The 20,883-nt window shown below is 42.6% G+C and carries 6 protein-coding genes; all 6 read left to right on the forward strand.

Annotated features, from left to right (window positions below; translation table 11 throughout):
• Window positions 1-145 precede the first annotated feature (145 nt).
• Window positions 146-5,566, forward strand: a complete 5,421-nt coding sequence (locus ACM0OY_RS00080; RefSeq protein ID WP_414566872.1) for a phytase — start codon at window positions 146-148, stop codon at window positions 5,564-5,566.
• A gap of 368 nt (window positions 5,567-5,934) precedes the next feature.
• Window positions 5,935-9,042, forward strand: coding sequence for an esterase-like activity of phytase family protein (locus ACM0OY_RS00085; protein WP_414567071.1), 3,108 nt, complete (start codon window positions 5,935-5,937; stop codon window positions 9,040-9,042).
• Between the two features lie 355 nt (window positions 9,043-9,397).
• A complete protein-coding gene (locus tag ACM0OY_RS00090) occupies window positions 9,398-10,576 on the forward strand; it encodes an MFS transporter (protein ID WP_414566873.1) in 1,179 nt (392 codons plus the stop codon).
• 473 nt (window positions 10,577-11,049) lie between these two features.
• Window positions 11,050-14,583 carry a DUF4347 domain-containing protein gene (locus ACM0OY_RS00095; RefSeq protein WP_414566874.1) on the forward strand — a complete coding sequence of 1,178 codons (3,534 nt, stop codon included), beginning with the start codon at window positions 11,050-11,052 and terminating at the stop codon, window positions 14,581-14,583.
• A gap of 1,274 nt (window positions 14,584-15,857) precedes the next feature.
• On the forward strand, window positions 15,858-18,866 hold the full coding sequence (locus tag ACM0OY_RS00100; protein ID WP_414566875.1) for a peptidase domain-containing ABC transporter: 3,009 nt from the start codon (window positions 15,858-15,860) through the stop codon (window positions 18,864-18,866).
• A gap of 151 nt (window positions 18,867-19,017) precedes the next feature.
• Entirely contained in the window at window positions 19,018-20,586 is a 1,569-nt protein-coding gene (locus ACM0OY_RS00105) for an HlyD family efflux transporter periplasmic adaptor subunit (protein ID WP_414566876.1), read from the forward strand.
• The last annotated feature ends 297 nt before the right edge of the window (window positions 20,587-20,883 follow it).

A 20,883-nucleotide genomic window follows, 5' to 3' on the forward strand; every position in this document is an offset into this window, starting at 1 on the left:
TTCCACGCCAGTTGCTTCAAGTCGGCAGAGCCGCCCAACGCACTGGCTCCCCATGAGCGACTGCCGCGCAAAGGCGCAAAGCAGAGAATAACTCCCCACTCCTAACTCCTAACTCCTAACTCCCCACCCCCCACTCCCCATTTTTATGACAAGCACAATTCGTTTTTCTCAGTTCAACGCTTCTTTGAATCGCAATGCTGAAGGTCAGTTAGTCAGCGATCTTTCTACTCCTGATAATGCTCAGGCGAAGGCGGTTGCGGAAATCATCCAGCGTAATAATCCGGATGTGCTGCTGATTAATGAGTTTGATTACTCCCCAGAGGCAGTTCAATTATTTAAACAAAATTATTTAGCGGTTAGTCAAAATGGTGCAACTCCTGTTGACTATCCCTACTTCTACATTGCTCCTTCTAATACGGGTATTGCTTCTGGATTTGACTTAAATAACAACGGCACAGCGGTTACAACTCCAGGTGAAGCAGGATACGGCGATGATGCTTTGGGATTTGGTAATTTTCCTGGGCAATTCGGAATGTTGCTGTTATCTAAATATCCCATCGATACCGCCAACATCCGCACTTTCCAAAAGTTCCTCTGGAAGGATATGCCCAATGCCTTGCTTCCTGACGATCCTGCAACTCCAGAGCCAAATGATTGGTATTCTCCAGAAGAACTGGCAGTTCTGCGCCTTTCTTCTAAAAGTCACTGGGATATACCCATCCAAGTAAACGGCAAGACAATTCATGTCCTCGCCAGCCACCCCACACCACCGGTATTTGATGGGCCAGAAGACCGCAACGGCAAACGCAATCATGATGAAATCCGCTTTTGGGCAGATTATGTTAGCCCTGGTAAAGGCGATTACATTTATGATGATGAGGGTAAAACGGGCGGTATTGATGCTGGGTCAAGTTTTGTGATTATGGGCGACCAAAATGCTGACCCATTAGATGGTGATAGTTTTGACTTTGCTATCCGCCAATTGTTGGAAAATCCTGGTATTAATACTAATGTCATCCCTAGCAGTCTTGGCGGCCCCCAACAAGCAGATTTACAGGGTGGTGCAAACACTAACCAAACGGGTAATCCGGCTTTTGACACCGCGGATTTTGCTGATACTACTCCTGGAAACCTACGGACTGATTATGTCCTACCCTCTGCTGACTTGGCAATTGCCAATTCAGGAGTCTTTTGGCCGCTAAATACTGACCCGACATTCTCCCCAGTAGGTACTTTTCCCTTCCCCAGTTCCGACCATCGCTTGGTGTTCGCGGATGTCAAAACCGGGCCAAATGAACCAGGTAAAACCATTCCCAGCCTGGGATTTGTGGCGCAAAGTACTTTCGAGACTGGCTTTATTCCTGCTGGTGCGGCGGGAACTGTCAATGGTACACCAACTCCGGTGGGTGGACTATCTGGTGTCACCTACGATGCTGTGAACAAAGTCTACTATGCTATCTCTGATGCTCGGTCTGATACCAATGGTCTAGCTCGCTTCTACACTTTCACTGCCGATACTGAGGTGACTTTTACCAATGTCACACCTCTCAAAGATACCACTGGCAACTTTTTTACAGCTTTTAGCCTTGACCCAGAAGGTATTGCTTTAACTAATAAAGGAACTGTTTTCATCTCTTCAGAAGGCGAAGTTAGACCGGATTTGGGTGCAAGTCGCGTTACTAATCCCTTTATTAAAGAGTTTTCGCTGACTACAGGTCAAGAAGTGCGATCGCTACTTATCCCCACCAAATTCCTACCAGTAGTTGAAGATACCAACAACAACGGGATCGTAGATGCAGGCGACACGCAGACATCGGGCGTTTACAATAACTTGGCATTTGAAAGCCTCACCATCACACCCGACCAAAAAACTTTATTTACTGCTACTGAAAACGCGCTGTCCCAAGATGGCTTAAGGGCTTCACTCACCAGTGGTAGCCGTTCGCGGATTTTGCAATACAATCTCGTTAATGGACAACCAGAAAAAGAATACCTCTATATTACAGATGCAATCCCGGAAGCACCAAACCCCAGCACAGGTTTTGCTGATAATGGTCTGGTGGATTTACTAGCAATAGATAATCGTGGCACTTTGTTGGCTGTGGAACGTTCTTTTTCTGCGGGTGTCGGTAACACCATCAAAATTTACGAAGTTTCCTTGCAAGGTGCAACAGACATCAGTTTCTACGATTCTCTCAATGATTTGAGTGCTGAGCAACTAGCTACCATTGCACCTGCTCAAAAGCGTCTAGTGTTAAATTTAAATGACCTAGATTTGCCAACTGATAACATTGAAGGTATCGCTTTTGGCCCCAAACTTGCAGATGGTCGTCAGTCCATTGTCTTAGTGAGTGACAACAACTTCAACACCAGCCAATTTACCCAAATCCTCACTTTGGGTGCAGATTTAGTTCCCACCGCTGCACCCACGGTAGAAACTACCCCGGATTTGTTGGACGATGAAACACTCCCAGTAGATCAACAGGGTGACGCTGACGATCCTGCCATTTATGTTAATGCTACAAATGCTGCCGATAGTTTAGTATTAACCTCAGTGAAAAATGCCGGACTGCGGGTTTACGATTTGTCTGGTGATTTGTTGCAAACAGTTAATCCTGGTGGGATTCGCTACAACAACATTGATTTGCAATACGGTTTTAAATTAGGCAATCAATCTATTGATATTGCTGTGGCTAGCGATCGCCAAAATGATAAACTAGCAATCTTCAAAATTAACCCCAACCCCACCACCCCCGGACAATACCTAGAAGATATTACCGACAGCAGCATTGGCACTCTCTTCCAAGGACTACCTTTTGCAGAACCTTATTCTTCATCTTCTCGCAGTGCTTACGGGTTGGCGTTGTACCGCAGTCCCATTACCAATGATTACTATGTCTTTGTCAATCGCCGGGAAACTGGAGATGTGGCTCAGTATAAATTGCTCGATAAAGGTAATGGTAAAATTGGTATCGAGCGAGTACGAGAATTTACTGTACCGACAGTGGATGAACGCGAACCTCAAACTGAGGGCATGGTGGTAGACCAAGAAACAGGCTTCCTCTACATCGGTCAGGAAGATGTCGGAATTTGGAAGTACCAAGCAGAACCAAACGGTGGCACCACTGGCAAATTAATTGATAAAGTCAAAGACTTGGGTGGCAATTACCTTACCAACGATGTCGAAGGATTGACCATTTATTACGGCAAAAATGGTACAGGCTACTTACTAGCATCTAGCCAAGGCGACAACACTTTTGTTGCCTACACCCGTGAAGGTAACAACGAATTTGTCGGTAACTTCGCCGTTGGTAACAGCGGCTCAATTGACAGCGTACAAGAGTCAGACGGTGCAGATGTCATTAACGTACCACTGGGGCCTAACTTCCCATTTGGTTTATTTGTGACTCAAGATGGTTCTAATGAACCCAGCAAAATAGTTAGCGATGAAGGTGAAGAAGAAAATATTAGTTCTAACTTCAAACTTGTACCGTGGGAAAATATTGCTAACGCCTTGCCCACTCCTTTAAATATTGACACCACTAGTTACGATCCCCGCAATCCTGTTGCCCAACCCAAACTGACTATCTATGACTTTGAAAATTTACCCAAGTTAGGTACAACCTCAAAAAATCAAGATATTTTGTTGGGTGGTTTTTCTGGGTTGTACTTTCAAGGAATTGCAGCAAATGGCAACCTGAAGTTTGTCACCAATACAGACCGGGGCCCCAATGGAGAACCTGATGGCGTCAACAGACCATTTTTATTACCCGACTTCCAACCAGAAATAGTCAGCTTTGAACTCAACCGCACCACAGGTGAAATCACCATTACCAACAGAACAAAGCTATTCCGGCAAGATGGAACGACACCATTAACGGGATTACCAAACCTGCAAGCTGTAGGAAACGGCTTAGCTTACACAGATGAAATTGCCGTTGACTTAGACAATAATGTTTTACCTAACGATCCTTTGGGTGCAGACTTGGAGGGAATTGTAGTTGCAAAAAATGGTGACTATTGGTTGGTGGATGAATATCGCCCTGCTATTTACCACTTCGATAGCAATGGTAAGCTGATTGAGCGCTTTATTCCCCAAGGAACTGCCACTGCACCCGACCCAGACCAACCAGGCGGAACCTTTGGTATTGAGGTACTGCCAGCGGTTTATGCCCAACGCCGCAATAATCGGGGATTTGAAGCTGTGGCATTGGAAGGTAATAAATTATATGCCTTTATCCAGAGTCCAATTGATAATCCAGATGTCGCTAATGATGCGACTTCTAAAGCTTCTCTCAACCTGCGAATTCTGGAGTTTGATATTGTCACCAAGCAAGTAACAGCAGAGTATTTATATCGCCTGGAAGGTTTGCCAGGAACTGATAAAATTGGCGATGCAGTTTCCTTGGGTAACGGCAAGTTTGCAGTAGTTGAGCGAGATGACAATGGTACATCTGCTGGCAATAAATTAATTTACCAAATTGATTTAGCCGGAGCGACCAACATCAACAACCATGCTAATTTTACTTTGCCAGCTGGGAAAACCATTGAGCAACTGACCTCTGCGGAACTAGCTGCTGCCAATATTACCCCTGTGACCAAGAGTTTAATTGCTAATGCTGCCCAGTTGGGTTACACCGGAGTGGAAAAATTAGAAGGTTTGGCGCTAGTAGCACCCAATACGCTAGCTTTGCTGAATGACAACGACTTCAACATTACGGGAAATACTCCTGCTCAGAGACTCGGTATTTTGGAACTACCTAATAACCTGACAACTCTACAGCCTACTTTCCCTGACAGTTTTGGTTCTAGCAACAGCGATGATGTGACACTCAAGCCAGGACAAACATTTTTCGCAGGTGATGGCGCAGACTTTGTAGAAGGTACTACAAATAACACAATCGAAGCCGGAAACGGTGACGACATTGTACTGGTAGGTAGTGACTCTTGTGTATCCGGTCAAAAAGGTGACGATCAAATATTTATTGGTCAAAATGGTTCGGCTAAAAGTACCAATGTTGATGGTGGCAATGGTGACGATGTGATTACCGTGGTGGAAGCCGATGGTAGTAATAATCTATTCGGAGCCGCAGGCGATGATACTCTCACAGTGATTGAAGGTTCTCGCCAATATTTATTCGGTGGAGATGGTAACGACATCCTCAGCAGTGAAGGTAGCAAGAACCGTTTGTATGGTGGTTCTGGCGATGACATTTTCTTCTCAAATCTCGATGACTTCTTGTTTGGTGGTGATGGAGATGATGTCTTATTTGCTGGTCAAGCAGGCGGTAATAAACTCAGTGGTGGCAGTGGTATTGACCAATTCTGGATTGCTAGTAGCAGCCTACCAACTGCCAAAAACATCGTCAGTGATTTTACAGCAGGCATTGATAAAATAGGGCTTGGCGGTATTGGCATGACTCAATTTAGTGCCTTAACGCTATTGCAACAGGGTAGTGATACTTTAGTAAAAACCGGAAATACAGAGTTGGCTTTATTAGTTGGAATTACCTCAACTAGCCTCACAGCCAATGATTTTGTTTTCTTGGCTAGTGTTGTCGCTTAACTGGTTCGCCTAACACAATCCTAATCTCAATTCCTCAACAAATAGATCCCCGACTTCTTAAAGAAGTCGGGGATCTATAATTTATTTGGCGCTAGTTGAAAATATAATTTTTTACAGATTATCTTGATAAAAATTTATAAATATTATCTTTAGTAAATGAACGTATTTTAATCGTTTCTTTCGCTTCATTTATTCTTTTCTTAATCTTTCAATGAAAACATCTTTAAGGCTATGGCAATCCTATTGAGTTGTGAAAAATATCAATATTAGCTGTTGACTGATGATTGTCAACAGTCATTAGTCAACACTCAACATTTCACTTTCTCATTCTTGCGATCGCTCTCAAACAAACACCCAAAAACATTCTAATTATGGCAATTGAATTAGTAGGTTTTGCCTCTTTACCCCCTGATACCTATGGTGAGGGGCCAGCTTCTGGTGAGGAAATTTCCGGCAATGGTAGAACCGGCCCTTTCCCAGGACAGCCAATACAAGGGTTTAGTGGTGTACAGTTTGCTAATAATAACTCTCTCTATTTTCTGTCAGATAATGGTTACGGTAGCAAAGATAATAGTGAAGACTTTCTGTTACGCATCCATCGTCTAGATCCCAATTTTAAGGGAATAGAAAATGGCGATGGCACTGTTAAGGTTTTAGATTACATTCAACTGTCTGACCCTGACAACAAGATTCCTTTCAAAATAGTTAATGAAGGCACTAGCGAGAGATTACTAACTGGTGCAGATTTTGATGTGGAGTCATTTGTCTTTGATAAAGACGGCACCATCTGGGTGGGAGAAGAATTTGGCCCTTACCTGCTGCATTTTGATGCCGCTGGTAAGTTGTTAGAAGCTCCCATTGCTACACCTGATTCCTTTAAAACCCTAGATGGGGAAGCACCATTAGTTATTGGTCATAGAGGTGCTAGTGGAAAGCTTCCAGAACATACTTTAGAGGCCTACAAACAAGCAATTGAAGACGGCGCTGACTTTATTGAGCCTGACTTAGTTGTTACAAAAGATGGTGTATTAATTGCTCGCCATGAACCTGCTTTGGCAATTTTGAACGCCGATGGTACTGTCAATTTCAGCAATACAACCACAGACGTTTACGATATTACCAAGTATCCACAGTTTGCCGATCGTAAGAAAACAGTCAGCCTCGACGGAACTGAAATCACAGGTTGGTTTGCTGAAGATTTTACTCTTGAGGAAATCAAAAGTTTAAAAGCCATACAGCGTCTACCTTTCCGCGACCAATCTTTTAATGGTCAATTTGAAATTCCGACTCTGGCGGAAATTATTGACTTGGTGAAAGAAGTAGAAGCCGAGACGGGTAAAAAAATTGGCATCTATCCTGAAACCAAGCATCCGACTTATTTTGCCAAAGAAGCCACCTATGTAGGCACCACAGAGAAAATTAACAGAAACATCAGTGAAATACTCATTGACACGCTCAAAGCTGAGAATTTCACCGATCCCGATCGCATTTTCATCCAGTCCTTTGAAGTTGGTAACCTCAAGGATCTAAACGATCGCATTATGCCTAATGCAGGTGTAGATATCCCACTCGTCCAACTTCTAGATGCAGCTGGTATTGAGCTAGATGGTACCCTCATCGAAACTCAGCCTTATGATTTCAAAGTTAATAATGACCCTCGCACATATGGTGATTTACGAACTCCAGCAGGCTTAGCTGAAATTGCCACATATGCTGATGGTATTGGCCCTTGGAAGCGGATGATTGTTAGTGTCAAAGGTACTGATGCTAATAACGATGGTTTGGCAGATGATGTCAACAACGACGGCGTAGTTAATGATGCTGACAAAAACCTGGTGCCTCCTACGACTTTAGTTCAAGATGCTCACAATGCAGGTTTACAGGTGCATCCTTACACCTTCCGTAATGAGGATTTGTATTTAGCAGCAGATTACAAAGGTAATCCAGAACTAGAATTTCAGCAGTTCTTTCAATTAGGTGTAGACGCACTGTTCACAGACTTTCCAGATACAGGGGATAAAGTCCGAGATTTCTTGAGTATTCCTGAGAATAACTTAGTGCGATCGCCACAAAACCCAGATGTCCTCTCAGGAGATGCTTTTGCTAACTTAGGTGGCTCCAAAGGTTTTGAAGGCGGAGCAATCAACGCCAGCAAAACCAAACTCTACATGCTGCTAGAGGGTACAGTCCAAGGCGATCCCGTTGGTGCTTTGCGGATCAACGAATTTGATATTGCCAGCAAAGAGTATACCGATAAAAAACTCTACTACAAACTGGAAAATCCTGGATATGCGATCGGGGATTTAGCAGTCATTAACGACAATGAGTACCTTGTGATTGAGCGGGATAATGCTCAAGGAGCTGCTGCTCAATTCAAGAAAATCTACAAAATTGACTTGTCTAAAACAGATTCTGATGGCTACGTAGCAAAAGAAGAAGTTGCAGACTTGTTGAACATCCAAGACCCCAATGACCTCAACGGTGATGGCAAAACCACCTTCGATTTCCCATTTGTCACAATTGAAAATGTTTTAGTTGTTGACAAAAACACCATTTTGGTAGCCAATGACAACAACTATCCCTTCTCAACAGGTCGTCCTGGCAACGATCCTCAAAATCCAGTCATAGACAACAACGAAATCATTCTCTTGAAACTGGAGAATCCTCTCAATCTTGCTCCTGGTTTAGGTCAACCCCCAGCTGAAGACATTGATTTCGGCTCCACCACCAGCGATGACATTATTGCTGAGCCAAATCAAACCTTATTTACAGGTGATGGTGCAGACTTTGTAGAAGGTAGCGAAGGCAACACCATCGAAACCGGAAAGGGTGACGACACTGTGTTGGTAGGTAGCGACTCTTCAGTATCCGGACAAGACGGTGACGACCAAATATTTATTGGTCAAAACGGTTCGGCTAAAAATACCGATGCTGATGGCGGCAATGGTGATGATGAAATTACCGTGGTGGAAGCCGATGGTAGTAATAATCTATTCGGAGCCGCAGGTGATGATACTCTCACAGTCATAGAAGGTTCTCGCCAATTCTTATTTGGTGGAGATGGCAACGACACCCTCAGCAGTGAAGGTAGCAAGAACCGTTTGTATGGTGGTTCTGGCGATGACATTTTCTTCTCAAATCTCGATGACTTCTTGTTTGGTGGTGATGGAGATGATGTCTTATTTGCTGGTCAAGCAGGCGGTAATAAACTCAGTGGTGGCAGTGGTATTGACCAATTCTGGATTGCTAGTAGCAGCCTACCAACTGCCAAAAACATCGTCAGTGATTTTACAGCAGGCATTGATAAAATAGGGCTTGGCGGTATTGGCGTGACTCAATTTAGTGCCTTAACGCTATTGCAACAGGGTAGTGACACTTTAATCAAAACATCAAATACAGAGTTGGCTTTATTAGTTGGAGTTACCTCAACTACCCTCAGTGCCAATGATTTCGTTTTTGTTGCTAGCGCAGTTTAGTCCAAAGTTGATGACAGCGAATTATATTCGCTACTATACAAGCTAAGTCCGCCTGCGCGGACTAACAGAAAATTAAGATTTTTAACCCGCGCAGGTGGTCACTGAGCTTGTTGAAGTGCGGGTTTTGTCTGTGTAGCCGCGATTTACAATCGCCAGGGCTAGTATTAATTTAGACTTTTCAAACAATCTCTTAGAGGAGAGTTAAGATGTTTCCTCCCTGGTAAGTTGCTAGAAACCAATTCAGTCAGCGATTCGCCTTAGTTAGGCAGAGCTTCTGTTCGTGGATTCCCCCTCCAGATCCAACGCAGTAATGAGTTTGCGTAGCGATGGAATCTTGAGGACGGAGAATTTCACAATGTCATTGAACGATAAACAGAAAACTGCCAGGACAGTGATGAGATTAACCATCATTTTCCTGATGATTGAATTGTTAGATGAGTTGGTTGATGGGGTGCGAGGTGCGGCTTGGCCTTTGATTCGCAATGACTTACACCTATCTTATGTACAGGTTGGCATGTTGCTGACCATTCCCAATACGATCGCCAGCTTGATTGAGCCAATTCTAGGAATTTTGGGCGATGTTGGTCAACGACGGCAGTTGATTTTGGGCGGAGGAGTCGCCTTTGCGATCGCTCTACTCTTCATTTCTCTCAGCAATGACTTTTCATTGCTATTAACCGGGTTTGTGTTGTTTTATCCAGCATCCGGCAGCTTTGTCACTTTGTCCCAAGCAACCTTGATGGACATTGAGCCGACTCGCCACGAGCAAAACTTGGCGCGGTGGGCATTAGCTGGTTCCTTGGGTAATGTCATTGGGCCTTTAATCTTGGCAGGGGCAATTGCCTTGCACAGCAGTTGGCGGAGTGCTTTTTTCGTCCTAGCGGTATTGACGGTATGGCTGTTGGCACTGCTGTGGCATTATCCAATTGCAACTCCAACTTCTTTTGAAGATGCACCCGCACTCAGTTTCAAGGATGGCATACGCAATGCGATCGCTGCATTAAAACGACCCTCCGTATTGCGCTGGCTGACATTGTTGCAATTTTCAGATTTGATGTTGGATGTGCTGCACGGCTTTATCGCGCTGTACTTTGTCGATGCGATCGGTACAAACAACACGCAAGCGAGTTTGGCTGTCACAATTTGGTTGGGGTTTGGCTTGCTAGGTGATTTTCTGTTGATTCCCCTACTTGAACGCGTGTCGGGATTGAGTTACTTAAAGGTGAGTGCGCTTCTGGTGTTAGTTCTTTACCCTGCTTTTCTGGTGATTCCCCACCTTACGGTCAAACTGATTATTTTGGCTTGTTTAGGTTTGCTCAATGCGGGTTGGTACTCAATTCTCCAAGGGCAATTGTACACAGCGATGCCAGGACAGAGTGGCACAGTCATGACACTCAGCAACATGTTTGGTTTAGTGGGTGGGTTAATTCCGCTGGCAGTAGGAATTTTAGCTCAACAGATTGGTTTGCAACCAGCAATGTGGGTGTTACTAGTAGCACCTATAGCCTTACTGCTTGGACTGTTTAAAGTTTAAGAAATCTTACAAAATTTGAGATTTTCGATCTGTTAGAGGATTAATACAGGGTACTGAGCCTACAGACGCGACCTAAAAGTTGTACGTAAATGTAGTAACTTATTTTACATAGGAACCGTCTTATGGAGATGGTTCCTTCCTACTTTATTAAAAGATTAAAAGCTTACATCTGTCAGACCAATTACTCCCGCACCCCACAGCCGTGGGATTGACGCATACTTGCATTAAAACTTAGATAAAGGCAGCGTCCCGCTGGTATGCGTGTATATGCGATCGCCAATAAAACCTTTGTATAAGCTCTCAACTGGCATAAACTCAGTGTATTCACTGAGGCTTAGCTCAAATTTAGACAATAAGCTGTATGGTGCATTCCTCACTTTGTTAGCAAAGAATATTACATTTCCTATTATCTTGCAATCTTAATAAAAACAAGTGTGAGGCAATCAAATACCATACTTCACTTCAAAAGAATTATGACCGCATCATTTACAAATCTCGCTAACTTACTAGCTGGGACAACTGCTAATTCGGTTGCAGTGACAAACATTGAGGATGATAGCAAACTCAACTTGGTGGTGGGTAAGTATATTGAGCCAACTGAAAACTTTTATGGGCAAATGCCTGGGAATCAACTAGTTTTTATTGACTCACAACTAGAGAACTACCAAAATCTGGTAGCAGGTGTTTTGCCTAACATAACTGTTGTCGTCCTAGATCCTAACCAGGATGGTATTGAGCAAATTAGCCAAGTGTTGGCATTGCATCGACAAGTTAAGAGTCTGCACATTGTTTCCCACGGCGCACCAGGGCGAGTTTATTTGGGGAACAGTCAACTTAGCCACGAAACCCTCCATCGCTACACTTCACAACTCATGGGTTGGGCAAATGCTTTGACTGCCGATGCACAACTGCTGCTGTATGGTTGTGAAGTTGCTCAAACACAGCAAGGAATGGCATTTGTACAGCGATTGAGCGAACTGACAGGTGCAGGGGTAGCAGCCTCAACTCACTTAATAGGGAATTGCACATTAGGCGGGAACTGGGAACTGAATATTTGTACAGGGGGAATTGCTTCTCCTTTGGCGTTCCAGGAACAAGTAATGTCAGCCTACTCCTCAGTACTAGGAAAAGTAGTTCTCGACACCACCTTCAACACCACCGGTAAAGTTACTACCGACTTTAACGGCAGTAATGACGGTAGCTACAAGATCGCTGTCCAAGATGACGGCAAGATTCTGGTGGCCGGATATAGCAATAACGGCACTAATAATGACTTTGCCATCACCCGTTATAACAGCGATGGCACTCTCGACACCACCTTCAACACTACTGGTAAAGTTACTACCGACTTTAACACCAGTAATGAGATTGGCTACAGCATCACCGTCCAAGATGACGGCAAGATTCTGGTGGCGGGAGTTAGCAATAACGGCACTAATGATGACTTTGCCATTGCCCGTTATAACAGCGATGGCACCCTCGACACCACCTTCAACACTACTGGTAAGGTTACTACCGACTTTAACAGCAATGATGAGGCTGGCAACAGCATCACCGTCCAAGATGACGGCAAGATTCTGGTGGCTGGATATAGCAATAACGGCACTAATGATGACTTTGCCATCGCCCGTTATAACAGCGATGGTACTCTCGACACCACCTTCAACACTACTGGTAAAGTTACTACCGACTTTAACGCCAGTAATGAGGGTGGCAACAGCATCACCGTCCAAGATGACGGCAAGATTCTGGTGGCGGGAGTTAGCAATAACGGCACTAATAATGACTTTGCCATCGCCCGTTATAACAGCGATGGTACTCTCGACACAACCTTCAACACTACTGGTAAAGTTACTACCGACTTTAACGCCAGTAATGAGGGTGGCAACAGCATCACCGTCCAAGATGACGGCAAGATTCTGGTGGCGGGAGTTAGCAATAACGGCACTAATGATGACTTTGCCATTGCCCGTTATAACAGCGATGGCACTCTCGACACCACCTTCAACACTACTGGTAAAGTTACTACCGACTTTAACACCAGTAATGAGATTGGCTACAGCATCACCGTCCAAGATGACGGCAAGATTCTGGTGGCGGGAGTTAGCAATAACGGCACTAATGATGACTTTGCCATTGCCCGTTATAACAGCGATGGCACTCTCGACACTACCTTCAATACTACTGGTAAAGCTACTACCGACTTTAACGGGAATGATGAGGGTGGCAACAGCATCATCGTGCAATCTGACGGCAAGATTCTGGTGGCGGGAGCTAGCAATAACGGCACTAATTATGATTTTGCGATCGCCCGCTACTTGGTCAACGAATCTCCAGAGGTGGCAAATGAAATTCAGGATCAAGAAGCCACCGAAGATAGTGTTTTCAACTTCGCTGTTCCAGTTGACACCTTCAGCGATGCAGATGCTGAAGACATCCTCACTTACACTGCAACTCTGGAAAATGATAGCTTACTACCCACTTGGTTGAACTTTAACCCTAATACCCTAACCTTCAGTGGCACTCCCACAAATCAGGATGTGGGTAGTTTAAACATCAAAGTTACAGCTCAAGATATTGCCGGAGATCAAGTCAGTGATGTATTTGCACTTGCAGTTGCCCAAAAGAATTCTGCTCCGACAAATTTGATATTTACCATTATCAGCGATGATGATGATGACGACGATGACGACGATGGTGGTAGTGGTGATGGAGATGATAATGACGATGACGATCAAAAAATCATCGGTTTCTTCACTACCATTGACCCAAACCAAGACGATGAACACAGTTATAGCTTAGTGGCGGGTAATGGTGATAGTGATAATAATGCATTCATCATTGAGGGAGATAGCCTCAAAATAAAATCTGATGTCACTAAATCTAGTTATAAAATCCGCGTCCGCACTACTGACGTTGGTGGCCTTTCTTTCGACAAGGAGTTAGATGTTAATATTGATGGCTTTGGGTCTACAAATACCCAGATAACTACTATTTTCCAACTGGTAAATATTACTCAGAATATCTTTACTATCAAAAGTAAAGTCAAGGGTAGCAAAGGAAAACTTTCTATCAAGATTAAAACTCACAGTTCAAAAGAAGTAAAAGAACTGTGTGTATTTAATGTTGATGATGATGAAGGTAAGATTGACGGCATAGCGCCCGGTGCAGAAGGTTATGCAAAAGCGGCTCTTTTGCGTTCAAAAGTGATTTTCTGCTCCCTGGGAAATCTGCCTAATGGTTTTAATACTGCCGACTTGACAAACATCTTGGAATTTGAGTCTAATACCAAACTCAGATTTTATATGGTATCCAACAGTACTACTCAGGCTGTACTGTCTGGAAAAGCATCTTTCTCAAGTGTCGTTTTTTCCTCAAGTACGAATAGCAGCTCACAAAGCTCAGAAAATGAAGGATTTTCTCTTAATTTCCAGAGTTTAGTTGTCACGGTTGAAGCAACAAATCAACAAATAACTTTGGGCACAGGTTTGCAAGGCAAAAAAGAAGGCGAACTGATTGATTTACGGGATGTGAAACAATCGGTAAAAGCTGATTTTAAAGTTCACAGAGAAGCTGCACTCAACAACTGTGTCGGGTTCTATCAAATTGCTGATGAGAGTGGTGGCATTGACACCAATAATGATGGTGTGGCAGATATTCTTGTTGGACAGGCTGGTTACGCCGAAGCCGCTGTGCGTGGGCGTGTTACAGGCATTGATTTGACAGTCACTAACCAGGGTACAGCTTCTCACAATGGCACTTTTGCAGCTAGTTCGCTGTTTGCACCGTTTATTATTATCAATGGTAAACCCGATGCGTTTGTTGCTAAAAATAGCAATAATAATCCCACGGTTTATTTTGCATTCTTGGGCGCTAACACTGATAAGGCAGATCACATTCGGCTGTTGGGAAATAACACCTTTGGTTTTGAAGATTTGGCAAATGGGGGCGACAAAGATTACAACGATATCATTGTGCAGATCAATTTGACCGCTAATGCTGTGTAATATAGCAATCCTATTTAAGTTGTAAAAAATGTCAGTTGTGGCTGTTGACTGTTAACACTTAACAGCCAACAGTCTAGGTAGCAAGATTTCACAAATGATTTAGGACTGCTATAGGCAGAAGGCAATAGGGAAAGATTTATTGCCTTCTGCCTTATAATTTGTAGAATTTTTTCAAAAATCCAACAATCAAATAACAGCATCTACTTATAACAAGGTTTTTATTGATACTTTAAAATTACGTCTTCTACTTTTTTGCCAGATAAAAACTTCGGCAATTACATAGTAAAATTGCACAACTTCACGCTACAACGAGAATTAGCCGGATATATTAAATTAGTAAATCTACTGAAGCCAGTCATTGTGTTTCCTTCATAGATTTAATAGTTGATTCCTCTAAAGTACTTTTTCAGTTAATTCATATTGAACTTAACTGACAAAAAGTGATGCGGAATTCTTTGACAGTTAGGTATGGGTGCTGTTTCATGAGGAAAGGCCGCTGTCTTTCTTTATCAGTGATACTGTTGTTCCCTGTATCAAAGAATTTGTAAAAAATAATTCAGAAATTTAAAGTTTTTTTTATTACTAATTCTTAATTAGGGTATTTACTTAGGAAAGCATTTGTGATATTTTCATGTTGACTATCATAACTTTAAATGCACCAGGCTAAATTTAGCAAACACGTCTGGATGTATTAGTTTAGTTGTGAGTATTGATTCTCGATAGTTGCAATAGTAGATTCTGAATTTCAGCTTGTATAAATTATGTAGCATTAACCAAGTAATAATCTCTTCTCAATTTATTATTAAAACTAAAGAGTAAAGAGTAGGGTATATTCCTTTTTTCTCTTTGGTTATGGGATTTTCTGATGATTGACTTTCTTGAAAATAAGGAGTGGTGAGTGGGTACAGACGTGATTAACGATGTCTGTACGAGAGTAGGTGAGGAATACTTTTTTGTGCTTGGTTGTCGGTTTTTACCGCGATCGCCTAATTTGAAGAATTATTACAAACTGTGTTTATTTTGAATAATCTAACCGTAATAACCGTGGATCTAAATGTAGGTTTGTAATTAGCAAATTTGTTTTTTTGTGGTATCACGTATCCATATACACTGAATGCCACATTGTCAAGTTAGGAGTTAGAAGTGAGGCAGTGTAGTCTTAAATGTTTCTTTCATAAACAAACGGCGAACCCGGTAGGGGTTAAGAATAGTGTTAACTCTTCATCCCAAGCTCGGAACTTGATGACTCATTTTTACCTTTAGACTTATTTGACATGACTTATATTAAGAACACTTTTCCGGAATTTCTCACGAACATAGAGGGGTTCGATCGCTTACCAGATGAAGCGATCGCCAACATATCCCAACAGCTGCAAGCTTGGCGCTATCGGTTGGGTCAAAAAATCATCGGCAAAGAAAGCCTCCCGCAACAGATCACAATCATTTATGAAGGACAAGTGCGGCTGTTGGGATACGAACCCCAAACGCAAATCCCAACTACCTTGAAATTACTGCAACCAGGGGAAATCATCGGCGAAATTGGTTTATTACGCGAGATTCCTTGTGAAACAGCGATCGCTTCCACCGAAGTAGTATGTTTAACCTTGAGTGCAGCAGCCTACTTTAACCTTGTAGATTCATACCCAGCTTTTGCCGAGGCTCGTAAAAACCGCAGTAATTTAGTAGAAGTTTTCGATATTCTCGGTGCTTATTGGCAAAAGCAAGCGATCGCCACATTGAATCTCAAAGAATTAACACAAACAGCTTTACCAGAAGCGATAATTCAGTACCTGAGTCCAGGGAAAAGCTCATTTGACCAACTCGATAGGGGACGGGTTTGGTTTGTCAGTGGTGGGGGTACCGTCACGAATTTTTCAATTGGCGATCGGCTAGAACAATACGACGATCGAGACAAGATACACGTTACAGGTCAAAGTCCCGCACGCTTACTTGGTCTAAATCCCTCAAATTTGATCTTGCAAGATACTCGTCAGCTAGAACTTGCAGTTAGTGACACCCAATCACATAGCCAAGATGAACTAGATATTCCCTACGCATCAGATGAAATAGTCCTATCACAAACAAACGGTCAGACTTCAAAGAAGTCGGCAAAAGGCATAAAATACCCATTTTTTGGCGGCAAAGGAGAATTAAATTCAACCTTCGCCTGCTTCCAAATGCTTGCGAAACACTTAGAAATGCCGTTTCGTCGAGAAGTGATTCGCCGTATTTTAAACGAGCAAATCAAACGCCAGGGTAATATCTCCTTTCCAGCTATTGCTTACCTATCAGAGTTAATTGGACTCAAGGCGCAACTTGTAGAGCTGCCAGTCGCCTCAGTCAGCCGGATTCCCACACCTGCATTAATACGGTATGCCGATAATTTTGCCGTTTTATATGCATCTGACGCCAATACTATGGTTGTGGGTGTACCATCCCAAGGAATTGTCCGCTGCAAACCCGCTCAATTTGTTGAACAATTAGATACCGACCCCACCAACTTTCCACCACAAGTTAGGGTATTGCTGCTAACAGCTACCAAAGAAACACCCCAAGAACGTTTTGGTTTACGGTGGTTTATCCCTTATTTATCACGCTATCGCCGAGTACTAATAGAAGTATTTATTGCTTCGTTTTTCGTGCAGTTAGCAGCATTAGCAAATCCCTTGGTAGTGCAGTTAATTATCGACAAAGTTATCACGCAAAATAGTATTGGTACCCTACATATTTTGGGTGTTTTACTATTAGTAGTTGGGCTATTTGAGGCAGTACTAACTACCTTGCGAACCTACTTATTTGTCGATACTACGAATCGTATTGATATGGGTTTAGGGTCGCAAATTATCGACCACTTATTACGTCTACCACTACGTTATTTTGAAAAGCGACCGGTGGGTGAACTTTCTACTCGGATTAACGAACTAGAAAACATCCGCCAGTTCCTCACTGGTACTGCCTTAACAGTGGGATTAGATGCTCTATTTTCCCTGGTTTATATCGGTGTGATGCTGATTTATAGTTGGCAACTCACCTTGGTAGGTTTAAGCACAATTCCCGTGTTTGTGATTATTACCTTAATAGCATCTCCGACTATTAGCAGACAATTACGCGGTAAAGCCGAACGCAACTCCGAAACTCAATCTTATTTAGTGGAGGTGATGTCAGGAATTCAAACAGTCAAAGCGCAGAATATCGAATTGCGATCGCGCTTTTCCTGGCAAGAACGTTATGCTCGTTATGTCGCTGCTGGTTTTAAAACAGTTGTCACTTCTACCCTTGCCAACTCTACCAGTAACTTTCTCAACAAACTCAGCAGCTTACTAGTGTTGTGGGTAGGAGCTTATTTAGTACTACAACAAGAATTAACTTTAGGTGAATTAATCGCCTTCAGAATTATATCGGGTTACGTTACCAGCCCAATATTGCGTTTAGCTCAACTTTGGCAAAGCTTCCAAGAAACTGCCTTGTCCATTGAACGTTTGAGCGATATTGTTGATACACCAGAAGAAGCAGAAACAGACCGCTACAATATACCTTTACCGGCAATTACTGGAGAAGTCAAATACGAGAACGTTTCCTTCCGATTTGGCACCAGTGGCCCTCTACAACTTTCTAACGTCAACCTGGAATTTCCTCCTGGAAAATTTGTGGGGATTGTCGGACAAAGTGGCTCTGGTAAAAGTACCATGATGAAATTATTGCTGAGACTTTACGAAACTGAGTCTGGCAGAATTTTAATTGATGGTTACGATATTGCCAAAGTAGAACTTTATTCACTCCGACGACAAGTTGGTGTAGTTCCCCAAGAAACATTGTTGTTTGATGGCAGCGTTCAAGAAAATATTGCCCTGACAAATCCCGATGCGACAACCGAAGAAATTATCCAAGCAGCTCAGGTAGCCTGCGCTCACGAGTTTATCATGAACTTGCCCAACGGTTACAACACACGGGTGGGAGAACGGGGTTCTGCACTTTCTGGTGGACAACGACAAAGAATTGCGATCGCACGTTCTGTTTTACAACGACCAAAATTACTAGTTTTAGATGAAGCAACTAGCGCACTAGATTATCCCACAGAGCGACAAATATGTCTCAACTTAGCAAGAACATTTAAGGGTAGTACAGTATTTTTTATTACCCACCGATTGAACACCGTCAGTAATGCAGACATCATAGTTGTTATGGATAACAGCAGGGTTATAGAACAAGGTAGCCATCAAGAATTAATGGCTACTAAAGGTCATTATTACTACCTGTATCACCAACAAGAAGTCAACTTATGAGCAGCAGTCAGAATTCAGAATGGGCTACGCCCCGCTGCGCTAACAGAATTCAGCAATAACGTAGGGTGGACACTGTTTATCAATACTGGTGTCTACCCTACAAAAGTCTCATTTTCAATCCAAAATTCAAAATCCAACATCCAAAATCGCTATGACTCAACTTAATGGGAATCACACCAACGGCAATTATAAAAACGGGGCAAAACAAGATTCACCAGTTGTGACAAAACAACAGAAAGTTGCTTCAGAATCTTTAATTAACTCAAATCCTCAAGAGTTTGAACAGTCCGTTATATTGCGCCAATCTCCAGTTTGGTCACGTACAATTATGGTGACCTTAATGGCCTTAGCCTGTTTTGGAATTGCTTGGGCTTATTTTGCCAAAATTGAGCAAGTAGTACCAGCAACAGGACAATTAAAACCGGAAGGAACAGTCAAAGAAGTTCAGGCTCCTGTCAGTGGAGTAGTCAAAGCACTCTATGTAAAAGATGGACAAGAAGTCAAGCAAGGAGATTTGCTGCTAACTTTCGATTCCATTGCCTCTGTTGCTGAATTAAATTCTTTGAATAAAATTCGTGTAGCATTAACTAAAGAAAACCAAATTTATCGGCGACTGCTGGGAGCAAGTACCGCCACTACATCAGAACTATTATTCTTGCGTGGTAACTTGCCATCAGAAACTACTTTTTTGTTGAAAAGTCGGGCAGCCCTAGTAGCAGAAAATGACTTATTGCGGACTCAATTAAGAAACTCCGGTCAAGATTATGCACTGGGAATTGATGAACAGCAACGTCTACAAGTTGCTAAACAAGAATTAGATTCTCGTTCCAATGCAGCGCGGTTAGAAGTAGAAAAAACCAAAAAACAACTGACTCAAACTCAAGTTAAATTAGAAGATAGTAAATCAAGTTTAGCTATTCAACAGAGAATTTTAGATAAACTGAAAATTCTATCAGAAGAAGGTGGTATTTCTCAGCTTCAGTATCTGAATCAACAACAAGAAGTGCAAAACCGCACGGCGGAAGTAGCACAATTAGGTGAAGAACTCAAACGTCTCCAATTCGACATTGAAAAAGGACAGCAAGAGGTAAGCAATACAGTAGCTGTTACTGACAAAAACGTTTTGGATAAAATAGGTGACAACAAAAAACGTATTGCGGACATCGATAGCCAATTCATGAAAGTTGTGCTAGATAATGAGCAACGTTTAGCAGATGTAAATAGTAAAATCTCCCAATCAGAGTTAAACGTTAAATATCAAGAACTCCGCGCACCAGTGTCCGGAACAGTTTTTGATTTGCAAGCCAAAAACCCAGGATTTGTAGCAAATCCAACTACAAAACTGATGCAAATTGTACCAAATGAAAAATATATAGCTGAAGTTTTCATCACCAACAAAGATATCGGTTTTGTGCGAAAAGGCATGAAAGTAGATGTCAGAATTGACTCTTTTCCTTACAGTGAGTTTGGCGATATTAAGGGTGAAGTAGCCGGAATAGGTTCAGACGCACTGGAACCAGACCAAATACATCAGTTTTATCGATATCCGGCTAAAATTTCTTTGGATAAACAATCCTTAGTTATTAAGGGTAAAAGCGTTACTTTACAGTCAGGGATGTCTATTAGTGCCAATATCAAAGTCCGGGAAGAACGAAGTGTATTGAGTCTGTTCACTGAGTTATTTACCAAGCAAGTTGATACTCTCAAAGGGGTACGTTAACTTCAGCATAATTCTAAATTGATGAGTAGGGGCGTACAGCTATACTCCCCTACTGTTTTTGTTAAAAACCTTAAAAACTTGAGATTTACAGCAGATTGTAAAAGAGTGATATCATGTCCGCCTAATCACTTATCAAAAAAACTCTCCGCGTCTTTGTGTCCCCGCGTCAGCCCTAATGATAAGTCTTCAACCGGACATGATATGAGGTACAGATTTTCGTAAGGGCGCAAAGCTTTGCGCCTCTACCCGTGTACTTCATTTACCTGAAAAACGCTGTATAACAGTTGAAACATAGTT

It is taken from the genome of Nostoc sp. CCY 9925 (assembly GCF_963920935.1).
Classification (GTDB): domain Bacteria; phylum Cyanobacteriota; class Cyanobacteriia; order Cyanobacteriales; family Nostocaceae; genus Nostoc.